This is a genomic window from Pacificibacter marinus (assembly GCF_018860665.1).
GTDB classification, from domain to species: domain Bacteria; phylum Pseudomonadota; class Alphaproteobacteria; order Rhodobacterales; family Rhodobacteraceae; genus Celeribacter; species Celeribacter marinus_A.
The window spans coordinates 36077-55698 of record NZ_JAHKPK010000051.1; the positions used below are offsets into that span (position 1 = coordinate 36077).

A 19622-nucleotide genomic window follows, 5' to 3' on the forward strand; every position below is an offset into this window, starting at 1 on the left:
TTAAATGATCACAGCATGAGTCTATTGCGCATATCGAAAGTATCGCGCGCTTTAACCGCGCCGCGCACGAGAACCGCCACGCCGCCCGCTTGGGCCGATCAAACTGCCCAAACCTTCACGCAAGACCAAAGTCATCGGGTGTTGGTCTGCGGCCCCTTGTTCATATAGGCCAATCAAACGTCGGATCGCGATATCTGGTCGCAAATCCGGTCCGAGCTTAATCGCCCAATCCAAAAAGATCGACCGCGCCTCTTGGATCGTGATGTTTTCAATGCGGTAGGATTCGCGGATCAATCCCCCCGGATCGAGCGCTTCATCGTAATCAAGTGTTTCGCGGCGCGACATGGGCGGTTCTCCTGTTTTCAGCTTTCATCAGCTAGGGTGCGCCAAGGCTCTGCGCAAGAGCCATAGCGTTTATGATGACACAGCAGGGCGTGCCAGAACACGGTCCAGTACATCAGCAGCCGCAGCACTGGCCTGTGCGATCTGTATCGACAAGGCCTCTATGCTATCGGTTTCGGTGGAGCGCATCAAAAACGCGCGCCCATCCGTGCCGATGGCCGTCGGATCAAGTTTATCCCCCGTCAACAATCGCGCAGCCGACTGCAAGCGCCATGTGAGCTTGTAGGTTGTGCGTAAAACGTCGTGTTCATCTTGCGCCAACCAACCAAAGTCCCGCCCCGATTGCAACTGCGCATAAACGTCTTGCGCGGGACAGCCCGCGATCAAAGCCGCCGCCTCGGCCACCAATTCGATGTCCATCATCCGTCCGGCCCCGCTTTTGGGGTCCCAAGATGACCCCGGCTTGGCCTCTGCCAAACGTCTGCGCATGTCGTTGGTCTCGAACCGGATCGCGGCTTCGTCATGCCGTGTTTGCAGCAAATCGATGCGAAACTGCTCTACCGCCGCAGACAAATCAGGCGCACCCGCAACAACGCGAGCGCGCGTCAACGCCAAGTGTTCCCAAACCCATGCCTCGTTTTTTTGATAGGCGACAAAACTGTCAAAAGAGGTGGCGACGGGGCCTTGTTTGCCTGAGGGTCGCAGTCGCATATCAACTTCGTACAGTCGACCCTGCGCGGTCTGCGCGGTTACAGCCGTGATCAAAGCCTGCGTTAAGCGCGCGTAATAAGCCCTTGAGGCTAAAGGACGTTTTCCATCCGAATACTCAACACCATCTGCATCATATATCACAATCATATCCAGATCGGAGGCGGCCGTTAAGCGTCCTGCCCCGAGCGATCCCATGCCCAAAACCAGCGCGCCGCGCCCAGGCGGCACCCCGTGTTTTTGTGCAAAAGCATCGACCACCACATCGTAAAGCGCCGCAATCGACGCCGATGCCAAATCACAATATTGCTGCCCCGCCTCATCCGCAGAAATAAGCCCACGCAATTGGTGAACGCCAATGCGGAAATGCCATTCTTTGGCCCAGCGACGCGAATTGTCCAAGGCCAACTCGTAATCTTCGGATTTGGCCAAGGTCTGCGCCAGCTCGGCACGCAAAGCATCGCGTCCGGGCCATGGCGCAAAGAAAGCGCCGCCAATGACGGCATCCAAGACGCCAGAGTTTCGTGACAAGTATCGTCCCAAATGCGGTGCTGTGGCGACGATATCGAGGATCAGATCTATCAACTGAGGATTGGCCTCAAAAAGCGCAAAAAGTTGTACGCCAGCGGGCAATCCACGCAAGAAACCATCCAAATTGGCCGCCACTTCCAATGGGCGATCTTGGGCTTGAATGCGGATCAAAATGTCACGTTTCAGGCGATCAAAAATTTCCTGTGCGCGCTCTGAGCGCAGTGCCGGATAGCTTTGCCAACGCGATGTGATTTCGCGCAACTCATCGGATTGCTCGATTTCAGGTGCCTGCACCTCGGAGGGGGCAAAAAAGCCCTCTGTCACCTCATGCACGCGGGCACAGCGTTGTAAAATATCTGCACGCATGGCCTCTGTGTCCATGCCCATCAAATGCGCCAATCGATCGAATTCTTCCGGTGTGGATGGCAGGCTATGCGTTTGCTGGTCACGCAGCATTTGCAAACGATGCTCAACCTCTCTATGCGCGGTATAATCGGCGGTCAAAATATCACAAATATCGTTTTCTATCCAAGACTTATCTGCCAATCCTTTCAAGGCATCACAGGTGCCACGCATACGCAAATCTTTGTCGCGTCCCCCTGCGATCAACTGTCGCGTTTGGGCGAAAAATTCAATTTCTCGAATACCGCCAAGTCCCAATTTGATATTGTGATCCTCAAGTTTCAGCGCACCACCTAACCCTTTATGTTTGCGGATTTTCAGCCGCATATCATGGGTTTCCTGAATGGCCGCAAAATCAAGATGTTTGCGCCAGACGAAAGGCGTGAGCGTCTCTAAAAATTGTTGACCTGCAACCATATCACCCGCAGCGGCGCGCGCCTTGATATAGGCGGCACGCTCCCACGTGCGGCCAACGCTTTCGTAATACCGCTCGGCCGCATCCATAGCAAAACACACAGGTGTCACAGATGGATCGGGGCGCAGACGCAAATCCGTGCGAAACACATAACCATCCGCAGTGAGTTCCGACAAAGACGCCATGGCTTTGCGTGTGGCGCGGATAAAGCCTGCACGCGCGTCCATACGGTCCACAGGATCAAATCGGGTCTCGTCAAACAGGCAAATGAGATCAATATCAGAGGAGTAATTGAGTTCCCCTGCCCCATGTTTGCCCATGGCCAAGACCACCATCCCAGCACAGCTCTCGATGTCATCTTGGGTCTGGCCTGGTAATTTCCCGCGCTCGATCTCGCGCGCGACATGCGCCCGCAGTGCTGTATGCGTCGTGTGATCGGCCAGATCCGACAGGGCCCCTGTGACCTGATGCAGCGGCCAGACGCCTGCCAAATCGCATAGGCCCGCAAGCAAGGCAACACGTCGTTTGGCGCGGCGCAACTCTGCGTTCAATGTGCCAATCTGCGTATCAGGAGCCAAGGACGCAATGCGCATCAATTCAGAGGCCAATGCCGATTCAGGATCATTGATCGCCTGTGATATCCAGTCGGATTCGCGACCGATTAACCCATGCAAATAGGGCGCACTGCCCCCTGCACCCATGATCAAATCACGCGTTTGCCCTGTCAAATCGGGCACAAATGCCGCCGCTTCTGCTCCTCGGTCCCTATCATAGGCCCGTGGCAGCCGCGTTATTTTACTTGCAAAGGACGTGCTAGACATCTGGTGGTCTCCAATGGATTGGCAGCCTATATGACCCCTTTCACAAGACATTGTGCAAGGTCAAAACAGCATCTGATTTTGAGTTACGACAAAATGATTTCGAGACCAAAACTGGAACACGGATTTTACGACTTCTGGATGCTGCGCGGATAAGTTTTCTTTGCGGGTTATGACTCTGCTCTGCACATATATAGTTGCAAGCCGGTGCACGCAGAAAAGTCGAAACCATGATCCGCCATGATCTAAGGGATAATCGCTTGATTCGCACACATCGCGAAAAGGCGGACGGTCAAACTGCGCTCCTCTCGAAATACGAACATTGGCGTCAACTGCGGTTTGCAGATCTGCTAATCTTGGAGGCGATGAGACCGTTAATGAACTCGCCAGTCGTTTCGGGACATAAATCAATTGTCTTGCCACAACGTGGATTTGGGCTCTCTTCAAAATATTTGAAAAATTAGCGCTAACACAGACATGTATGCAATCGTATACATTGCAAGCCCTCCCACAAAAGCGTATATCCAACCCAAATTATGGCTTCGCACCAAGGGAGAGCCCCCATGACCACCACCCGTACAGAAACCGACAGCTTTGGCCCACTAGAGGTCCCTGCAGACAAATATTGGGGGGCGCAAACACAGCGGTCCATCATGAATTTCCCCATCGGTTGGGAAAAACAGCCCGTGCCGATCATTCGCGCCCTTGGTGTGGTGAAAAAAGCCTGTGCGATGGAAAACTTTGCCCAAGGTAATCTCGATAAAAATCTCGCCGACGCGATCATTGCCGCCGCCACCGAAGTGATCGACGGCAAATTCGACGACAACTTCCCTCTGGTCGTCTGGCAAACGGGGTCTGGCACACAGTCCAACATGAACGCCAACGAAGTGATTTCGAACCGCGCGATTGAAATGTTGGGTGGCGAATTGGCCTCTAAAAAACCAGTGCACCCCAACGATCACTGCAACATGGGTCAGTCGTCTAACGACACCTTCCCCACAGCCATGCATGTCGCCATCGGTATGCAAGCGCGTGATGTTTTGCTGCCCGGTCTCGACAAATTGGCCTCAGCTTTGGAAGCCAAATCCGAGCAGTTCAAAGACATCATCAAAATTGGCCGCACGCATACACAAGACGCGACCCCTTTGACCTTGGGCCAAGAATTCGGCGGCTACGCGCATCAAGTGCGCAAAGGCATCGAACGCGTCAACGCCTGCTTGCCTGACATTTACGAGCTTGCCCAAGGTGGTACAGCCGTTGGCACAGGTTTGAACACGAAAAAAGGCTGGTCCGAAGCCGTCGCCAAACATATGGCCGACATCACAGGCCTGCCTTTCGTGACTGCGCCAAACAAATTCGAATCCTTGGCCGCACATGACGCGATGGTGATGTTCTCTGGCGCTTTGAAAACTGTGGCCGCAAGCCTGTTCAAAATCGCCAATGACATGCGCCTTTTGGGCTCTGGTCCGCGCTCGGGTCTGGGCGAATTGATCTTGCCAGAAAACGAGCCTGGCTCGTCCATCATGCCGGGCAAAGTGAACCCGACCCAAGCCGAAGCACTTACAATGGTCTGCTGCCACGTTATGGGCAATGACGCGGCTGTTGGCATGGCTGGATCGCAAGGCCATTTTGAGTTGAACGTCTACAACCCAATGATGTCTTATAACGTCCTACAATCTATGCAGCTTTTGGGCGACAGCGCCTCTGCCTTTACCGACAATATGGTTGTGGGCACCGAAGCCAATATCGATCGCATCGACAAGTTGATGAAAGAAAGCTTGATGCTGGTCACAGCGCTTGCGCCGACCATCGGCTATGACAATGCGACGAAGGTGGCCAAAACCGCTCATAAAAACGGTACGACTCTTAAAGAAGAAGCGATTGCTTTGGGCTTTGTGGACGCCGAAACCTTTGACGCCGTTGTGCGCCCTGAGCAAATGATTGGTCCAAAAGACTAAATCGCCATTTTGTTCAACACATTTGGGGGCGGCCTTCGGGTCGCCCTTTTCTTTGCCTGTCGCTATAAAACCTTGGCTTTGCCACTTATGGATGGTAATATACCACCCCATGAGCACCGTTATAAATCTCAACAAGTTTCGCAAACAAAAGGCCCGCGCAGACAAGCGCGCGCAGGCTGAGCAAAACTCTGTGAAATTCGGGCGCACAAAAGCGCAAAAGGACTTGGAAAAGGCCGAGAAATCCAAGGCAAAGACCCTGCTCGACGGGCATAAAACGGATCAAGGCGAATGATCGCCCCTTTGATAGGACGCCCCGTCAAACGCTCACTCACCCTACATGGTCACCGCACATCCGTGTCACTGGAAGATCCATTTTGGACAGCCTTTCGCGACATAGCACGCGAAACGGGCAAGCCAATCAATGTCTTAGCGGCAGAAATTGACAATATGCGTGGCGTTGAAAGCGGGCTGGCTTCGGCCATTCGCGTTTACGTTTTGGGCTATTATCAAACGAAAGCCCAAGACGGCGCCTGAGAAACAAGCGCCAAACGCAAAGATTGGCGCAGCGGCGTCATGCTTAGTCGGCCGTCAATCACTGCGCTCGGATCTTTCACCGCAGCCTTCAACAGTGGCAGATGGGTCATCGCATCATTCATCGGTGCGCGAGCGGTTTTGCTGAGCCCTGCCAATACGTCTCCAGACCCGCGCACTAAGTCGAGAGCCTCACCTGCGAGGTCCGCAACAGCACTCAATCGCCCGTCAACAAGCGGCACGCGACCTGCCTCTTGCAGCTTAGGCACCGCTGCAAAATAGCGCACCAATGCACCTGCATACCCTAATCTTTCCAATACCTTACAGTCCTCAATTGAGGCACCAAGCAAGCGAGATGCCTGTACCAAAGGCAACGCATAGCTGTTGGTTAAATAGGTTTTGAACGCAGTGATATCGTCATGCGGGTCTTTATAAATATCCCATTGGCGTGCGGTCACAGTCGCATCCAAGGCCTGTGCCGCCTCTGCGTCCAAAATCCCCGCAAGTGGCCGCGCAACCTCATGGGCACGCGGGTCTTTGCCGTCGATTTTCTCTTGCAAGACATCACGCCAGAACTGCAATCGCATCTCGGCAATCATACTTTCTTTGGTCAACCAAGGCGCTTTCGCCACTTCCAAGCAAAAGGCATGGATCGGAAACAACACATCACGCGCAGGCACAGGTGCGGCCATCGTGGCGCGAAACCGTTCTTGATCAGCGGTTTTCACCAATTCAGCACAGGCTTGGATGTCTTGCGCTTGCACCATTATTCCGCACCAAGGGCTTGCGCCCCGTCACGCACAAGTTTCCAATTGATCGCATCAAGTAACGCTTCAAAGGACGCGTCTATGATATTGGACGACACGCCCACTGTGGACCAACGCCGCCCTATGCTGTCCTCGTGATCAATGATCACGCGGGTGCGCGCCTCTGTCCCGCCTTGGGTTATTCTGACTTTATAATCAACGAGTTCCATGTCTTCTATCAAGCTTTGGTATGGCCCAAGATCTTTGACCAAGGCTTTGGCCAAGGCGTTCACTGGCCCACCGTCAGTGCCATCCGCCATGATACCTTCCGAAACCGACAACAACCGTTCGCCGCCTATATTGACCACCACAGTCGCCTCGGACAGGTGGTTCATTTCCCCGCGCGCATCCAAGCGCCGTTCGACAGTGGCGCGATAGCGTTCGACAGAAAAGAACACAGGCAGCAGACCGATTTCTTGGCGCGCGAGCAATTCAAACGAGGCCTGCGCGGTGTCAAAGGAATAGCCAACCCCCTCTAAGTCTTTGATGCGGTCCAGAATACGCCCCATCGCAGGATCACCTTTGGGCAGGTTCAGCCCCATATCGCCAAGACGTTTGCGCAGGTTTGATTGCCCCGCTTGGTTCGACATCGGCACGATCCGCGCATTGCCGACCAGCTCTGGCGGGACGTGTTCGTATGTGGTCGGGTCTTTCAAAATCGCTGAGGCATGCAGGCCCGCTTTATGCGCAAACGCCGACGCCCCAACATAGGGCGCGGAGCGTTGCGGCACGCGGTTTAAGATATCGTCCAACATGCGCGAGACCTGCACGAGACCTTCCAACGCGTCCATTGTCACGCCAGTTTCCAGTGTCGATTTATAGGGGTCTTTGAGCAGCAATGTCGGGATCAGCGAGACCAAATTCGCATTGCCACAGCGTTCGCCCAAACCGTTCAGCGTGCCTTGGATTTGGCGCGCGCCCGCATTGACCGCCGCCAAGGAATTGGCGATGGCATTGCCCGTGTCGTCATGGGTGTGAATGCCCAAATGATCGCCAGGAATACCGCTTGCGATCACGTCCAAAGTGATTTTGTAGACTTCGGCGGGCAAGGTGCCGCCATTGGTATCGCAGAGCACAATCCAGCGTGCACCCGCGTTATAGGCCGCTTTCAGGCATGACAGCGCATAGTCAGGGTTGGCTTTGTAGCCGTCAAAGAAATGTTCCGCGTCGAACAAGGCCTCGCGTCCATGTTTGACAAGATGTTTGAACGACGCCGAGATGTTTTCAAGGTTTTCGTCCAAGGTGATGCCAAGGGCGGTGGTCACGTGGAAATCATGGGTTTTGCCGACCAGACAAACAGCATCTGTGCCCGCGTTCATCACACCTGCCAGCACCTCGTCATTCTCAGCCGAGCGCCCTGCCCGTTTGGTCATACCGAACGCAAGAAACGTCGCTTTGGTCTTGGGCGCTTGATCGAAAAATTCGGAATCTGTCGGATTGGCACCGGGCCAACCGCCCTCGATATAATCCACCCCAAGCGCATCAAGCGCATCTGTGATCTGGTATTTCTCAGGTGTCGAAAACTGCACGCCTTGGGTCTGCTGACCATCACGCAATGTGGTGTCGAAGAGGTAGAGGCGGTCTTTTTGCGTGGTCATAGCAAGCCTTCCAGTTTGGAGGGATCGAAGTTCTGCATCAACTCCCAAGAAACGCCATCAGAAGTATCGCTTACTGCGACACCTGAATTTGCAAATGCGTCCCTCAATTCATCCGCTCTGGCCCAATCTTTATCTTGTCTAGCTTTTCGCCGTTCCTCTAGAAGTGCTTCGATTAGCTTTGACACATCCGTGTTTATACTAACTGATTTTAACTTTTCAGACCAAACACTGTGCCGAAGGGAATTAATGCCATCAAGCGTAAAGCCTAAAATTTCAAAGCCTTCATTGAACCACAGAATCTCCTGGCTCCGATCATTGTTTCCAGAAACTACGGTGCCCGACAAATAAGGCTCAGAAAGAAACGAATGCAGTTTGTCCATTTCTGAAATTGCTTTTGAAGTATTTAAATCGTCCGCGAGCGCAAGAATAACTGGGTTGGGCTCCGAAACGATGCTTTTGTTTACAGAAAACGACTCAAGTATTCTCGCCCAATTGTCGAGCTTAACAGCAGCATCCTCTATAGACTGGCCAGTAACATCCATCGGTGAGCGATAATGAGTTTGAAGAAAACGAAGGCGAATAGCGGGTCCAATATTGTCAATTGCAAATTGACGTTGATATTTTTCTAACAAATCCCGCACAGTGAAAAAATTGCCCAAAGACTTGGACATTTTCTTGCCTTCAACCTGAAGCATCTCGTTGTGCAGCCAGTAATTGGCAAAGCCTGCGCCGTCTTCTGCGTGGCCGCTTGCGCAGCAACTTTGCGCGATCTCGTTTTCGTGATGCGGAAACATTAAATCATTGCCGCCGCCGTGAATATCAAAGGTATGTGGATGCGCGAGTGCACTGTCGCTCAACTCACCTGCTTCAAGTGGTTTTTTCCACAAAATATCCTCTGCCATGGCAGAACATTCGATATGCCAACCGGGGCGACCTTTGCCCCATGGGCTGTCCCAACCAGGGGTCTCCGCATCTGAGGGTTTCCACAGCACGAAATCCATCGGATCAAGTTTATTATCGGCAATCTCGACCCGCGCGCCAGCGATCATGTCGTCTGTGTTGCGGCCAGACAGGTCACCATAATGCGGATAACTGTTCACGGAAAACAACACATGACCCGCGCCGTCAGGATAGGCGTGTTTTTTGGCGATCAAGCCTTCGATCATCGTGATCATTTGATCGATATATTCTGTCGCGCGGGGCATGTGATCGGGGTCCATGGCGCCAACGGCTTGCATATCATCCAGATACCACTGGGTTGTCTCATCCGTGATGTCGCGAATAGATCGGCCTGTTTCGGCGGCCTTGGCGTTGATTTTATCATCCACGTCGGTGAAATTGCGCACATAAGTGACGTGATCAGCCCCGTAAACATGACGCAGCAAGCGATTGAGCACATCGAATACGATCACAGGCCGCGCATTGCCGATATGGGCGCGATCATAGACCGTTGGCCCACAGACATACATCCGCACATTTTGCGCATCGATGGGTGTAAACACCTCTTTCTTGCGGGTTTTCGTGTTCGTCAAACGGATGACTGTCTCGGTGTTCGCGTTGGTCATAGCTCTTCCTTCGGGTGTCCCCGCGGGCATATCAGCTTCATTCAATAGAGAAAAGAGACCAGAGACCCGCGTGACAATGTCAGCGGATAATGCAGCAAATAATAAGGGTGCAATCTTGGGTCATGGCATTTGTTTAGCAGCGCAAACTGGACTTGCAAAGCCCCCTATTTGACCGCAATTTAGCGCCATGACACAAAATCCAAATCGCGATCCTATTTTCGAGGTGCCCGAGGGCATCGAACAATTGCTTGAGATTATGAAGCGTCTGCGCGACCCAGAGGGCGGCTGCCCGTGGGATATCGAGCAAACCTTTGAAACCATTGCGCCCTATTCCATAGAAGAAGCCTATGAGGTCGAGGATGCGATCAAACGCGGCGACATGACGGATTTGCAGTCAGAGCTTGGGGATTTGTTGTTTCAATCGGTGTTTCAATCGCAAATCGCTGCCGACAAGGGCCTATTCGATTTTCAAGATGTGGCCAAAACCATCGCAGCAAAGATGATTGATCGGCATCCACATGTGTTTGGCGACCAAAGCAATCAAAAGTCGTCCGAACAACAAACCATTGATTGGGAAGTGCAAAAAGCCGCCGAACGCGAGCGCAGAGGCGAAACGCGGGTGCTGGACGGGGTCGCCATGGGCTTGCCCGCCTTGATGCGCGCGCAAAAATTGCAAAAGCGCGCCGCCCGCGTCGGCTTTGACTGGCCGGACGTCCGCCATGTGATCGACAAAATTGTTGAGGAATCCGCCGAACTGGTCGAGGCCCGCGACAGTAAAACACCCGAAGATGTCTATGAAGAATACGGGGATTTGCTGTTTGTCATGGTCAATTTGGGGCGCCATTTGGGCATCGAGACTGAGGAAGCCTTGCGTGCAGCGAATGCTAAATTCACCAGACGTTTCAATGCGGTAGAAGACAGGCTTACACAGATTGGCAAAGCGCCATCTGACAGTGACTTGGCTGAGATGGATAAACTTTGGGACGAGGTTAAGGTGATCGACAAGCAGGGGCTTTTGTAGCGACATTTCACCACAAGCGACAATACCCGATTTTTATAATCAGGTATTGACCCGAGCGATTTTGTCAGATTAAAAGTCGCCAACAACATAGGAGCCCTTTATGACCCTTCGGACAACAATCCTCGCCACAACACTTTTGGCGGCCACCCCTGCGCTTGCAGATGTAAACGTATACTCATACCGCCAGCCTGAGCTGATTGCCCCTTTGACAGAGGCCTTTACAGCGCAAACAGGTATCCCGGTAAATGTTGCCTTTCTTGACTCAGGCCTCACCGAGCGTTTGAAAGCCGAAGGCGACCGTTCACCTGCCGATGTGATCCTGACAGTCGATATTTCGCGTTTGGCCGAAGCCGTAGACGCAGGCGTGACCCAGTCGATTGAGACAGAGACACTGAAAGCCAACGTCCCTGCCGCCTACCATGATCCAGCGGGTCACTGGTGGGGCGTGACCACCCGCGCACGTGTTGTTTACGCATCTAAAGAAGCCATCGCGGATGGTGAGATCACAACTTACGAAGACCTGGCAGACCCCAAATGGGCGGGCCGCATCTGTACGCGCTCAGGCACCAACTCTTATATGATCGGCCTGACATCTGCTTATCTCGTTCACCACGGCGCAGAAGAAACCAAAACATGGCTCGAAGGTTTGAAATCGAACCTTGCACGCAAGCCACAGGGCAATGACCGCGCACAAGTGAAAGCGATCTGGGCTGGCGAATGCGACATCTCAATCGGCAACACATACTACATGGGCCAAATGCTGGCCGACCCAGAGCAAAAAGAATGGGCAGATGCAGTGCGTCTTGAATTCCCGGTCTTTGAAGGCGGCGGAACGCATGTCAACATCTCAGGTGTGGCACTGACAAAAGCATCAAAGAACATCGAGGAAGCCACTCAATTTATTGAGTTTTTGACCTCCCCTGCGGCGCAAGAAATCTATGCAGAAGCCAATAGCGAATACCCAATCGCACCGGGATCATCCCCAACAGAATTGGTTGCGAGCTGGGGATCATTTGAACCTGATGATCTGAACTTGATGACCATTGCTGGCGCGCGTGCAGAAGCCCTGCGCCTGACCCAAGAAGTCGATTACGACGGCTAAGCCAAACGCAGGCCTCTTTGAAATGAGATGCAAGCCCGCCTTGTGTAAAAGCACGAGGCGGGTCTTTTTTTGCCTTGACCTGCCCGCAATCCTTGGGCAGGTTCAGCGCATGAAAACAGCATTCGTCACAACGCAGTATTATTTCCGTTCCTCATAGGGTGCGGCTATCGTTGTGACATAACAAAAGCCGCCGCAGCAGGGCGGCTTTTTGTATTTTGGGCTCTTGCATGCGGCAACAGGAGACCAAAATGATCGATACTTTAGAACGCAAGACCGCAACATCAGACATCACCATTCGCCCTGCCCGACGATCCGATTGTCGTGCCCTTGCGCGGATGATCGAAGAACTGGCCAAACACCACGGCGACGTGCCATTGATTTCTGAAGACGCCCTACGCGCCAGCGTGTTCACGACTGAACCTTGGCTGACAATCCTTGTGGCCGAGCGCGAAGAACGACTGGTGGGCTACGCAGGATTGGTGCGCGGTTTTAAACTACACTTCGGGCAACGCACATTGGACCTGCATCACCTTTTCATTGCGCCCAACATGCGCGGCAAAGGTGTTGGGCGCCAGCTGATTGACGCATCTATCAGTACCGCTCGCGCGCTTGATTGTGTGGAATTGACCGTGAGCACGCAAAGCCACAATACAGCCGCGCAAAACGCATATTCCGCCTGTGGGTTTGCGAAAATGCAAAACGCGGGCGATGCTCAATTTGTAATGAACCTGTAATCAGGCAAGCAAAAGGCGCAAAACAGTCAAATGCTGACCGGTTTTGCGCCTTTCAATTATCGAACAAGACCATTGCCCTTAGAGCGCAATGACATCAACTCTTTGACCTTTGACTGCCAAACCGATTTCGCCTTTGCACAATCGCATCGCATCATCGCCAAAGACTTCGGCACGCCAACCGCTGAGTGAGGGCACATCGCGCTTGCCAGCTGCGATCATATCCAGCTCGGCTGATGAGGCGATCATTTTTGCCGCCACATTGGCATTGTCGGATTTGGCTTTCAGCAACACCCGCAGCATATCGGCCAAAGCAGGGTTCACCTGCAATTTGTCGCGATCCATATCCACTTTGGGCATTTGGTCAGGGGTGTATTTGGCGGCCGCCGCGATTGCCGCGATGATACCATCAGCGATGTCACCCTTGCGGGCTTCACGCAGCAACAGGCGAGACCGCGATAGATCCTCTGCATTTTTGGGCTTGGTCGAGGCCAATTCCAGCATCGCATCGTCTTTGTAAACGCGGTTGCGGGGAATGTCGCGTGTCTGCGAATACTCTTCACGAAAGGCTGCCAGCTCTTTCACGGCAGCCAAGAATTTACCAGAGCTGGTGCGGGTTTTCACTCGCTTCCAAGCGTCTTCCGGTTTGACCACATAGGTGCCAGGCGTCAACAAAACCTGCATTTCTTCGGCGACCCACTTTTCGCGGCCTGCTTTTTTAACCTCAGCGTCCAAGAATTCGTAAATCATCCGCAAATGCGTCACATCGGCCAGCGCATACGTTTCTTGCGCAGGTGTCAGCGGGCGGCGCGACCAATCGGTGAAGCGCGATGTTTTGTCTAAGCTTTCCTTGGCGATTTTGCGCACCAAAGTCTCATAGCCCACCTGTTCGCCAAATCCGCAGACCATCGCCGCCACTTGAGTGTCGAACAAAGGCTTGGGGATCACGCCACCTTGGATGTAGAAAATTTCCAAATCTTGGCGCGCGGCATGGAACACTTTGACCACGTTTTCATCGCGAAACAGCGCGTAAAGTGGTTCCAAATCGATGTCTTTGGCCAGCGGGTCCACCAAAACGGCGTCTTCTTCGTTATCGCCAGTGACCGCCAACTGCACGAGGCACAGCTTGGAATAATAGGTCCGCTCTCGAAGGAATTCAGTGTCCACAGTCACAAAAGGATATTTTTTGGCGTGGTCGCAAAAGGCTTGAAGCGCCTCAGTCGTTTTGATGGTGATCATGATGTCTTTTCTAAAGTATACGGGGTCATCCCGCAGATCGTTCCCAATTTCTACGCAACTCGGACCAGAATGAAAAGCAGATAGGTCTAAATGTCGAAAACGCGCCCCGATATGGTGCGCGTTTGCCTAAACATCAACCCGTGTGCGATCCCCCGACACAAAGCGTCGCAAGGTCTCAGGATAAAGCCTGTGCTCGACCGGCAAGACCCGTGCGGCCAAGGCGTCAGCAGTATCACCTGCCAAGATAGGCACGCGGCCCTGCGCCAAAATAGGCCCGCCATCCAACTCGGCTGTGACTTCGTGCACGGAACAGCCAGCGGCATCGTCGCCCGCATCAATTGCCCGCTGATGGGTGTGCAAACCTTTGTATTTGGGCAGCAAAGACGGGTGAATGTTCAGCATCTTACCTGCGAAATGCGCGATGAACTCAGGCGTGAGAATGCGCATGAACCCAGCCAAAGCCACCACGTCAGGATCGTAAGGCGCAAGCGCAGCCATAACCGCCGCGTCAAAAGCTGCACGATCCCCTTTGTAGTCTTTATGATCCACAACCACTGTCGGAATGCCCAAGGCCTCAGCCTTGGCCAGCCCCCCCGCATCGGGACGGTTGGACAGCACAACACAAGGCCGTGCAGGGTGATCGCCGGTCATAGACTGCGCCAGCGTCACCATGTTAGAGCCACTGCCAGAGATCAGGATCGCAACTTTTTTCACGAACCTTCGCCCTTAGACCAAGCTGCCAGTGTAGCGCACGCCCGCGCCCGCCGTCACTGTGCCAAGGGTGTAAACGGTTTCCCCTTCACCTTGCAGCAATGCGATGATCGCGTCAGCTTTGTCCGCATCCACAGATAAGACCATACCAACGCCAGCGTTAAAGGTTTTGAGCATTTCAGATTCGGCCAAACCAGCCACATCAGCGATCCATGCGAACACAGGCGGCAAGGTCCAAGAGGTCAGGTCGATATCTGCACCAAGGCCTTCGGGCAACACGCGTGGCAGGTTTTCTGTCAAACCGCCGCCAGTGATATGTGCCAATGCGTGAACGCCACCAGCACGGACCGCTGCCAAGGTTTGTTTCACGTACAAACGTGTCGGCTTCAACAGCTCTTCGCCCAAGGCCCCCTCGCCGAATGGCGCTTTGTCATCCCAACCAAGACCAGAGACTTCAACCGTTTTGCGCACCAAAGAATAGCCGTTGGAATGCACGCCATCTGACGCCAGACCAATCAACACGTCGCCTTCTTTGACGCCCGCAGGCAAGTCTTCGCCGCGCTCCATCGCTCCGACAGAAAAGCCTGCAAGATCGAAATCGCCATCGTGGTACATGCCAGGCATCTCAGCCGTTTCGCCGCCAATCAAAGCACAACCAGACAGTTCACAGCCTTTGGCGATGCCTTCGATGATCGCTGTGGCTTGGTCCAGCTCAAGCTTGCCCGTGGCAAAGTAGTCGAGAAAGAACAAAGGCTCCGCACCCTGACAGACCAGATCGTTCACGCACATAGCCACCAGATCGATGCCGATGGTAGACACATTGCCTGTGTCAATCGCGATGCGCAGCTTGGTGCCAACACCGTCTGTCGCCGCCACAAGGATCGGATCGGTGTAGCCTGCCCCTTTGAGGTCAAACAAAGCACCAAAACCGCCCAAACCCGCCATCACGCCAGAGCGCGCCGTTTTCTTGGCCGCGGGTTTGATCCGCTCAACAAGCGCATTGCCCGCGTCAATATCCACACCGGCGTCTGCATATGTTAGGCCGTTTTTTGCGTCGCTCATGATCTATAGTCCCCAAACTCACCTGCGGCATGCTCGTGTTCTCGGTTTGAACAGACCGCTTTGTCATCATTTGCCCCGCGCTTTATCGCAGTTCGTGGCGTAAGGAAAGCAAAAGCACCGATTGCTTGTCATTGTCATGCGTACAGGTATTCCCCAAGCGCAGCGCTGTTTTCATTTTAGCACTGTGCTCCTTGCCACTTTGTTCGATTAATCAACAGCCATAAAGGCAGTTTTGACGGATAGAGCTGGCAGTTTCCCCGCGCTTTTTGTCTTAAACGTATCGACCTTGATCGCATTGCTCTTGATCATAAACATGTTCACCTTGTGCCGAAATGTCCAAGAAAGGCGTTTACAATTCTAGGAGTTGCTCACGTCTGTCCGCCCAGTTTCACAGTCGTCACTCGTTGATGTGCTTTTGCCCTTGGCCGTTGATGCTGACGATGAAGGCGGTTCACTTACATTTCAGCAAAATCAGTCAAAATCGCGCCATAAATCTCAACAGCTTGAGTGATGTTGTCCACGATACAATATTCATCGGTTTGATGCGCCAAAGCCGGATCACCGGGGCCGAGTATCACTGTTGGGGCATTTTGTAATGCGGGTTGTAACAGCGCTGCATCGGTAAAGTAGCTGACACTGGCTTGGCGCATCGGCGCAGCAGTGCGGGCCGCGCAAATGTCCCCGATACGTTTCACAATCGGCACATTCGGATCGGTCCAAACGGGCGGAAGATCTAAGAGTGTGGAGATTTCGGCATCATCATTGGCAAGTTGCGCAATCTGAGTTGTCAGCTCGGCGTGTTGCATTGGCGGAACGCTGCGCAGGTCAATTTCTATTTCCGCAAGATCAGGCACCGAATTAACATTTAGCCCGCCCTTTATTGTTCCAACGTTGATCGTAGGCCGCCCCATCACGGGATGCGTGGGGGTATCGAACGTAAAGTTTTCGAGCCTTGTGATAAATCGAGCCGCTTTCGCGATGGCATTGTCACCGCGTTCGGGCATAGACCCATGCGCTGTCACGCCACGACTTGTCGCCTTGAGCCATAACACGCCTTTATGCCCATGCGCAGGACGGTTCAAAGTGGGTTCAGCAACGATCAGACCTGCAACAGGCGGCAAGGCTATCGATTGCACCAGATGGCGCGCGCCGTCACATCCCGTTTCTTCGCCGCAAGTGATCAGCAGTAAGACACCCGGACCTTGCTTCAATCGACCTGCCCCAGCGATAGCGGCGCTGACAAACGCGGCAACGCCTGCTTTCATATCTGTACTGCCACGCCCATACAGACGCCCGTCAATAATATCACCAGCGAAAGGGTTCACCTGCCACGGCTGATGGCCCAAAGGGACAGTGTCTAGATGGCCCGTGAAGGCCAGCGGCTTGCCAGTGCCATTGCCCATATAAGCAACTAGATTTGTACGGCCATCAGGCATTGGATGAAGCTGCGCCTCAAACCCTGCGGCTGCAAGCAGATCATACAAAAAGGCCGCACAGGAAGATTCGTTACCCGGTGGATTGACGGTGTCGAACGCCAGTAAGCGCTGTGTCAGCGTAATAACATCCATATGCGGCCCTCGTTGATGTGTTTAAGGATCAATGCGCTTAAATATCGCCTGCGACCCATGCGACCATATTGCCGAACAGTTTGTCATAGCCATCCCATGCCAAAAATGCTGGTGGCAACCAATGTTCGCTCATGTCTGAGGTCCAAGCGAGGGTACGCCCTTCGCCGTATGATCCTGTCGCAAGCAAAGGAAGGCTGCGCTGGTCATCAGGCAAAGACAGAACGAGTTTCACATCAGCATCCTCTTTCAAGACGACTTCATTCACCCCCAAAAGATAAGGCCATTCGCCAGTGATCCCGCTTAGGACAGGATGATCCGCATCGTTGACAACAGGCGTGCAGCCTTCTGGAATCTCCATACGGTCATCACAACTTAGGCATGTAACTGGCAGTGCTGCCTCAACCGCAGTTTTGTGCCAGCGCGCTTTTCCATCGATCCCTTGGAACGAGAAATAGCCACCAATCATGATCAAACCACCGCCTTTGCGCGTCCATTCAGCAAGCAGGTTGACACGGTTTGCGACGCGTTCCCCTTTGAGCCAAACATCAGGATGCAATAGCAACGTGTTCGCGCCAAGGTCAGACACGATGATGACATCATATTTATCGAGACCTTCCATCGTTGTAGGAAACTCGGATGCAGCCTCATGGGCTGGCATATGGGTCACGTCATAGTTTGACCCTTCCATACCGGCCATAAAGCGTTTGTTGCCGGCGTGGAATGTGACGCTGCCGAACTGGTCAAAGCCTTTGAAATGGGTCGAAGAACTCATCCAAGTTTCGCCAACGAGAAGTACTTTTTTCATCTGAGTATTATCCTGAAATAATTTTGCGTGCCAAAGCACGACGTGGATTTGCGACAACAAGTGTCGAAAGATCTGCATCAGTAAGGCCATGACGCAAAAGACGAGGCAGGAAATGACGCTGCACATGGGCGTAGCCATTGCCGCCATATTCACAGAGCATCATTTTGATAAAGACATCCTGCGAAAGCAGAATTTGCGTGCCATAGCCAAGGCCAAACAGATTGCTGATAGCTGCAGCACTGTCTTCATCCGACGGACATTGGACTGCTTGATCCGCATACCAAAAGTCCATGCCAATCATGTCGTATTCCAAATATGCCCCACGATCGGCCAAGCTGCGCTGATAGGCGACATCTTTACCTGACGGGTTCATATGACACAGGATGACACGGTCCAAAGACAGACCGTTTTGCGCGACCAGATCAAGCACCTCATGCGCCAAGCGGAACCATGCTGGCAGGTGAATCATCAAAGGCAAACCGGTTTCAACGGCCGCGATTGCAGAGGCGGCCAGAACGGTGCGCTCTGTCGCGGTGAAATCTGCACTGACGCCAATCTCACCGATGATGCCAATTTTGGCGTGATGCGTGCCAATACCCTGCGTGGCTTCTGCAATCAGTTCGTCCGTGATATCACGTTGCGACATCTTAGGCAGATAATCGGGATGCGAGGACTGCAAGTAATATCCAGCCCCCATGACGATGTTCAAACCGGTTGCAAGGGAAATGCGCATCAAGGCATCAGGATTGCGCCCAATGCCTTTGCACGTGGGATCGACCACAGTGGCACCGCCTTCTGCGGCAAAAAGCATCAGTTCTTTCACAGCCAGTTCTTCATCATCCAAGGCGCAATTGCTGCGATTGGCAAAGGGGTCGTTGCGCAGTTCTGACAGAATGCTTGGCGTGATCGGAACATTCATAATCGGAGAGGTAAAATCCGGCTCATGCCCGCGCCACCAACACGAACAGTCATTCAAGATATGTTCATGCATCAAGGTAACCCCAAGATCATTGAGCGGTACTGGCCCTAACACAGTCATAACGGTGTCGTCGAAAGCAGCAGTCATTGTGATGATCCTTGATCAAGGGAAGGCACGTCGTAAGCTGCCGAATGAAAGGCGATCTCAAGACGGGTGACGCGATCAAAAATGGCGCACAACCGGTCCACATCGCATTCATCGCCATAGGTATCGATGGCCTGCTTTAACCATAGAGCTTGTGCTGCGAATTCGGGTTCTGCATGTAAATCAACCCAAGCACGCAAATCAGGATCGCTGATCTTTCCAGCGGCGGCGGTGCTGCACCATGTCCAATACATCCATTCAGCCGCGAACATAGCCGTCAAAATATCCACTATCGGACCCCTGCGCGCGATGTCCAACATGCCTTTTCCAAAACCAGACTGGTCTTGCGGCATGGGCGGAATATCAAGACGGGCAAATACCTCTTCAAAATAGGTGACTTGCGTATTGGCGAGCGCATCTAAAACGCCAATCAACCAACGCTGTGCCGTGATATCAGGCGCGTAAGCCACCGCATAGGCAAAGATGGAAATCGCAGTTTCAACGAATTGCCCTTCATAGGCCAAATAACGGTGAAAGACACTTTGCTCCAACCGATCCGCACAGATATCTGCGACAAATCGATGGGTCAGCATCTCATTCAACACCGTTTCATTGGCTGCAAGTATTTTATCTGACAGCAGCATGA

18 protein-coding genes are annotated in these 19622 nt (G+C 53.1%); 6 read left to right on the forward strand and 12 right to left on the reverse strand.

The features are described from left to right. Positions 1–51 precede the first annotated feature (51 nt). The gene (locus KO497_RS13350; protein ID WP_215944456.1) at positions 52–345 is read right to left on the reverse strand and encodes a hypothetical protein; all 294 of its coding nucleotides are present in this window, start codon (positions 343–345) and stop codon (positions 52–54) included. A gap of 69 nt (positions 346–414) precedes the next feature. Then, positions 415–3219 (reverse strand): glutamine-synthetase adenylyltransferase, encoded by a 2805-nt coding sequence (locus KO497_RS13355; RefSeq protein ID WP_215944457.1) that lies wholly within the window; start codon positions 3217–3219, stop codon positions 415–417. Between the two features lie 560 nt (positions 3220–3779). Between KO497_RS13355 and fumC the strand changes: the two genes are divergently transcribed. The 3 genes from fumC to KO497_RS13370 all read left to right on the forward strand — a co-directional run bounded on the left by fumC (position 3780) and on the right by KO497_RS13370 (position 5708). Continuing rightward, positions 3780–5174, forward strand: a complete 1395-nt coding sequence (gene fumC, locus KO497_RS13360) for a class II fumarate hydratase (protein ID WP_215944458.1) — start codon at positions 3780–3782, stop codon at positions 5172–5174. A 109-nt stretch (positions 5175–5283) separates the two neighbouring features. Then, positions 5284–5466, forward strand: a complete 183-nt coding sequence (locus tag KO497_RS13365) for a DUF4169 family protein (RefSeq protein ID WP_215944459.1) — start codon at positions 5284–5286, stop codon at positions 5464–5466. Continuing rightward, positions 5463–5708 carry a ribbon-helix-helix domain-containing protein gene (locus KO497_RS13370; protein ID WP_436799293.1) on the forward strand — a complete coding sequence of 82 codons (246 nt, stop codon included), beginning with the start codon at positions 5463–5465 and terminating at the stop codon, positions 5706–5708. Before KO497_RS13365 ends, KO497_RS13370 begins: the two co-directional genes overlap by 4 nt. Here the strand turns inward: KO497_RS13370 and KO497_RS13375 are convergent. Genes KO497_RS13375 through cysS form a run of 3 tightly spaced genes read right to left on the reverse strand, consistent with a single transcriptional unit; the run spans position 5681 to position 9674 of the window. Beyond that, positions 5681–6472, reverse strand: a complete 792-nt coding sequence (locus KO497_RS13375) for a squalene/phytoene synthase family protein (protein WP_215944460.1) — start codon at positions 6470–6472, stop codon at positions 5681–5683. The two genes, KO497_RS13370 and KO497_RS13375, sit on opposite strands and share 28 nt — an antisense overlap. After that, positions 6472–8109: a citramalate synthase gene (gene cimA, locus KO497_RS13380; RefSeq protein ID WP_215944461.1), complete on the reverse strand. Its 1638-nt coding sequence runs from the start codon at positions 8107–8109 to the stop codon at positions 6472–6474. The genes KO497_RS13375 and cimA overlap by 1 nt, the downstream gene beginning before the upstream one ends. After that, positions 8106–9674: a cysteine--tRNA ligase gene (gene cysS, locus KO497_RS13385; protein ID WP_215944462.1), complete on the reverse strand. Its 1569-nt coding sequence runs from the start codon at positions 9672–9674 to the stop codon at positions 8106–8108. Before cysS ends, cimA begins: the two co-directional genes overlap by 4 nt. Before the next feature lie 187 nt (positions 9675–9861). On the opposite strand from cysS, the gene mazG reads away from it, so the two are divergent. The 3 genes from mazG to KO497_RS13400 all read left to right on the forward strand — a co-directional run bounded on the left by mazG (position 9862) and on the right by KO497_RS13400 (position 12531). Beyond that, a complete protein-coding gene (mazG, locus tag KO497_RS13390; RefSeq protein ID WP_215944463.1) occupies positions 9862–10695 on the forward strand; it encodes a nucleoside triphosphate pyrophosphohydrolase in 834 nt (277 codons plus the stop codon). A gap of 100 nt (positions 10696–10795) precedes the next feature. Next, positions 10796–11797, forward strand: coding sequence for a Fe(3+) ABC transporter substrate-binding protein (locus tag KO497_RS13395; RefSeq protein WP_215944464.1), 1002 nt, complete (start codon positions 10796–10798; stop codon positions 11795–11797). A 248-nt stretch (positions 11798–12045) separates the two neighbouring features. Beyond that, positions 12046–12531, forward strand: a complete 486-nt coding sequence (locus KO497_RS13400; RefSeq protein WP_215944465.1) for a GNAT family N-acetyltransferase — start codon at positions 12046–12048, stop codon at positions 12529–12531. Between the two features lie 78 nt (positions 12532–12609). Here KO497_RS13400 and rnd read toward each other — a convergent pair whose 3' ends face one another. From rnd to KO497_RS13435, 7 genes are all read right to left on the reverse strand, one after another. Next, positions 12610–13767, reverse strand: a complete 1158-nt coding sequence (gene rnd, locus KO497_RS13405; protein ID WP_215944466.1) for a ribonuclease D — start codon at positions 13765–13767, stop codon at positions 12610–12612. Positions 13768–13893: 126 nt separating this feature from the next. Continuing rightward, positions 13894–14481 carry a phosphoribosylglycinamide formyltransferase gene (gene purN, locus KO497_RS13410; RefSeq protein WP_215944467.1) on the reverse strand — a complete coding sequence of 196 codons (588 nt, stop codon included), beginning with the start codon at positions 14479–14481 and terminating at the stop codon, positions 13894–13896. A 12-nt stretch (positions 14482–14493) separates the two neighbouring features. Continuing rightward, entirely contained in the window at positions 14494–15540 is a 1047-nt protein-coding gene (purM, locus tag KO497_RS13415; RefSeq protein WP_215944468.1) for a phosphoribosylformylglycinamidine cyclo-ligase, read from the reverse strand. A gap of 455 nt (positions 15541–15995) precedes the next feature. Continuing rightward, positions 15996–17108, reverse strand: a complete 1113-nt coding sequence (locus KO497_RS13420) for a M20 family metallopeptidase (RefSeq protein WP_215944469.1) — start codon at positions 17106–17108, stop codon at positions 15996–15998. Between the two features lie 37 nt (positions 17109–17145). Then, entirely contained in the window at positions 17146–17913 is a 768-nt protein-coding gene (locus KO497_RS13425) for a glutamine amidotransferase (RefSeq protein WP_215944470.1), read from the reverse strand. Positions 17914–17920: 7 nt separating this feature from the next. After that, on the reverse strand, positions 17921–18979 hold the full coding sequence (locus KO497_RS13430; RefSeq protein ID WP_215944471.1) for a phosphotriesterase family protein: 1059 nt from the start codon (positions 18977–18979) through the stop codon (positions 17921–17923). Further along, entirely contained in the window at positions 18976–19620 is a 645-nt protein-coding gene (locus KO497_RS13435; RefSeq protein WP_215944472.1) for a TenA family protein, read from the reverse strand. Before KO497_RS13435 ends, KO497_RS13430 begins: the two co-directional genes overlap by 4 nt. Positions 19621–19622: the final 2 nt, after the last annotated feature.

What these genes read in the sequence shown, in the direction of transcription:
- KO497_RS13350 (WP_215944456.1), bottom strand. Translation starts at nt 345, where the DNA reads ATGTCGCGCCGCGAAACACTTGATTACGATGAAGCGCTCGATCCGGGG.
- KO497_RS13355 (WP_215944457.1), bottom strand. Translation starts at nt 3,219, where the DNA reads ATGTCTAGCACGTCCTTTGCAAGTAAAATAACGCGGCTGCCACGGGCC.
- fumC (WP_215944458.1), top strand. Translation starts at nt 3,780, where the DNA reads ATGACCACCACCCGTACAGAAACCGACAGCTTTGGCCCACTAGAGGTC.
- KO497_RS13365 (WP_215944459.1), top strand. Translation starts at nt 5,284, where the DNA reads ATGAGCACCGTTATAAATCTCAACAAGTTTCGCAAACAAAAGGCCCGC.
- KO497_RS13370 (WP_436799293.1), top strand. Translation starts at nt 5,463, where the DNA reads ATGATCGCCCCTTTGATAGGACGCCCCGTCAAACGCTCACTCACCCTA.
- KO497_RS13375 (WP_215944460.1), bottom strand. Translation starts at nt 6,472, where the DNA reads ATGGTGCAAGCGCAAGACATCCAAGCCTGTGCTGAATTGGTGAAAACC.
- cimA (WP_215944461.1), bottom strand. Translation starts at nt 8,109, where the DNA reads ATGACCACGCAAAAAGACCGCCTCTACCTCTTCGACACCACATTGCGT.
- cysS (WP_215944462.1), bottom strand. Translation starts at nt 9,674, where the DNA reads ATGACCAACGCGAACACCGAGACAGTCATCCGTTTGACGAACACGAAA.
- mazG (WP_215944463.1), top strand. Translation starts at nt 9,862, where the DNA reads ATGACACAAAATCCAAATCGCGATCCTATTTTCGAGGTGCCCGAGGGC.
- KO497_RS13395 (WP_215944464.1), top strand. Translation starts at nt 10,796, where the DNA reads ATGACCCTTCGGACAACAATCCTCGCCACAACACTTTTGGCGGCCACC.
- KO497_RS13400 (WP_215944465.1), top strand. Translation starts at nt 12,046, where the DNA reads ATGATCGATACTTTAGAACGCAAGACCGCAACATCAGACATCACCATT.
- rnd (WP_215944466.1), bottom strand. Translation starts at nt 13,767, where the DNA reads ATGATCACCATCAAAACGACTGAGGCGCTTCAAGCCTTTTGCGACCAC.
- purM (WP_215944468.1), bottom strand. Translation starts at nt 15,540, where the DNA reads ATGAGCGACGCAAAAAACGGCCTAACATATGCAGACGCCGGTGTGGAT.
- KO497_RS13420 (WP_215944469.1), bottom strand. Translation starts at nt 17,108, where the DNA reads ATGGATGTTATTACGCTGACACAGCGCTTACTGGCGTTCGACACCGTC.
- KO497_RS13425 (WP_215944470.1), bottom strand. Translation starts at nt 17,913, where the DNA reads ATGAAAAAAGTACTTCTCGTTGGCGAAACTTGGATGAGTTCTTCGACC.
- KO497_RS13430 (WP_215944471.1), bottom strand. Translation starts at nt 18,979, where the DNA reads ATGACTGCTGCTTTCGACGACACCGTTATGACTGTGTTAGGGCCAGTA.
- KO497_RS13435 (WP_215944472.1), bottom strand. Translation starts at nt 19,620, where the DNA reads ATGCTGCTGTCAGATAAAATACTTGCAGCCAATGAAACGGTGTTGAAT.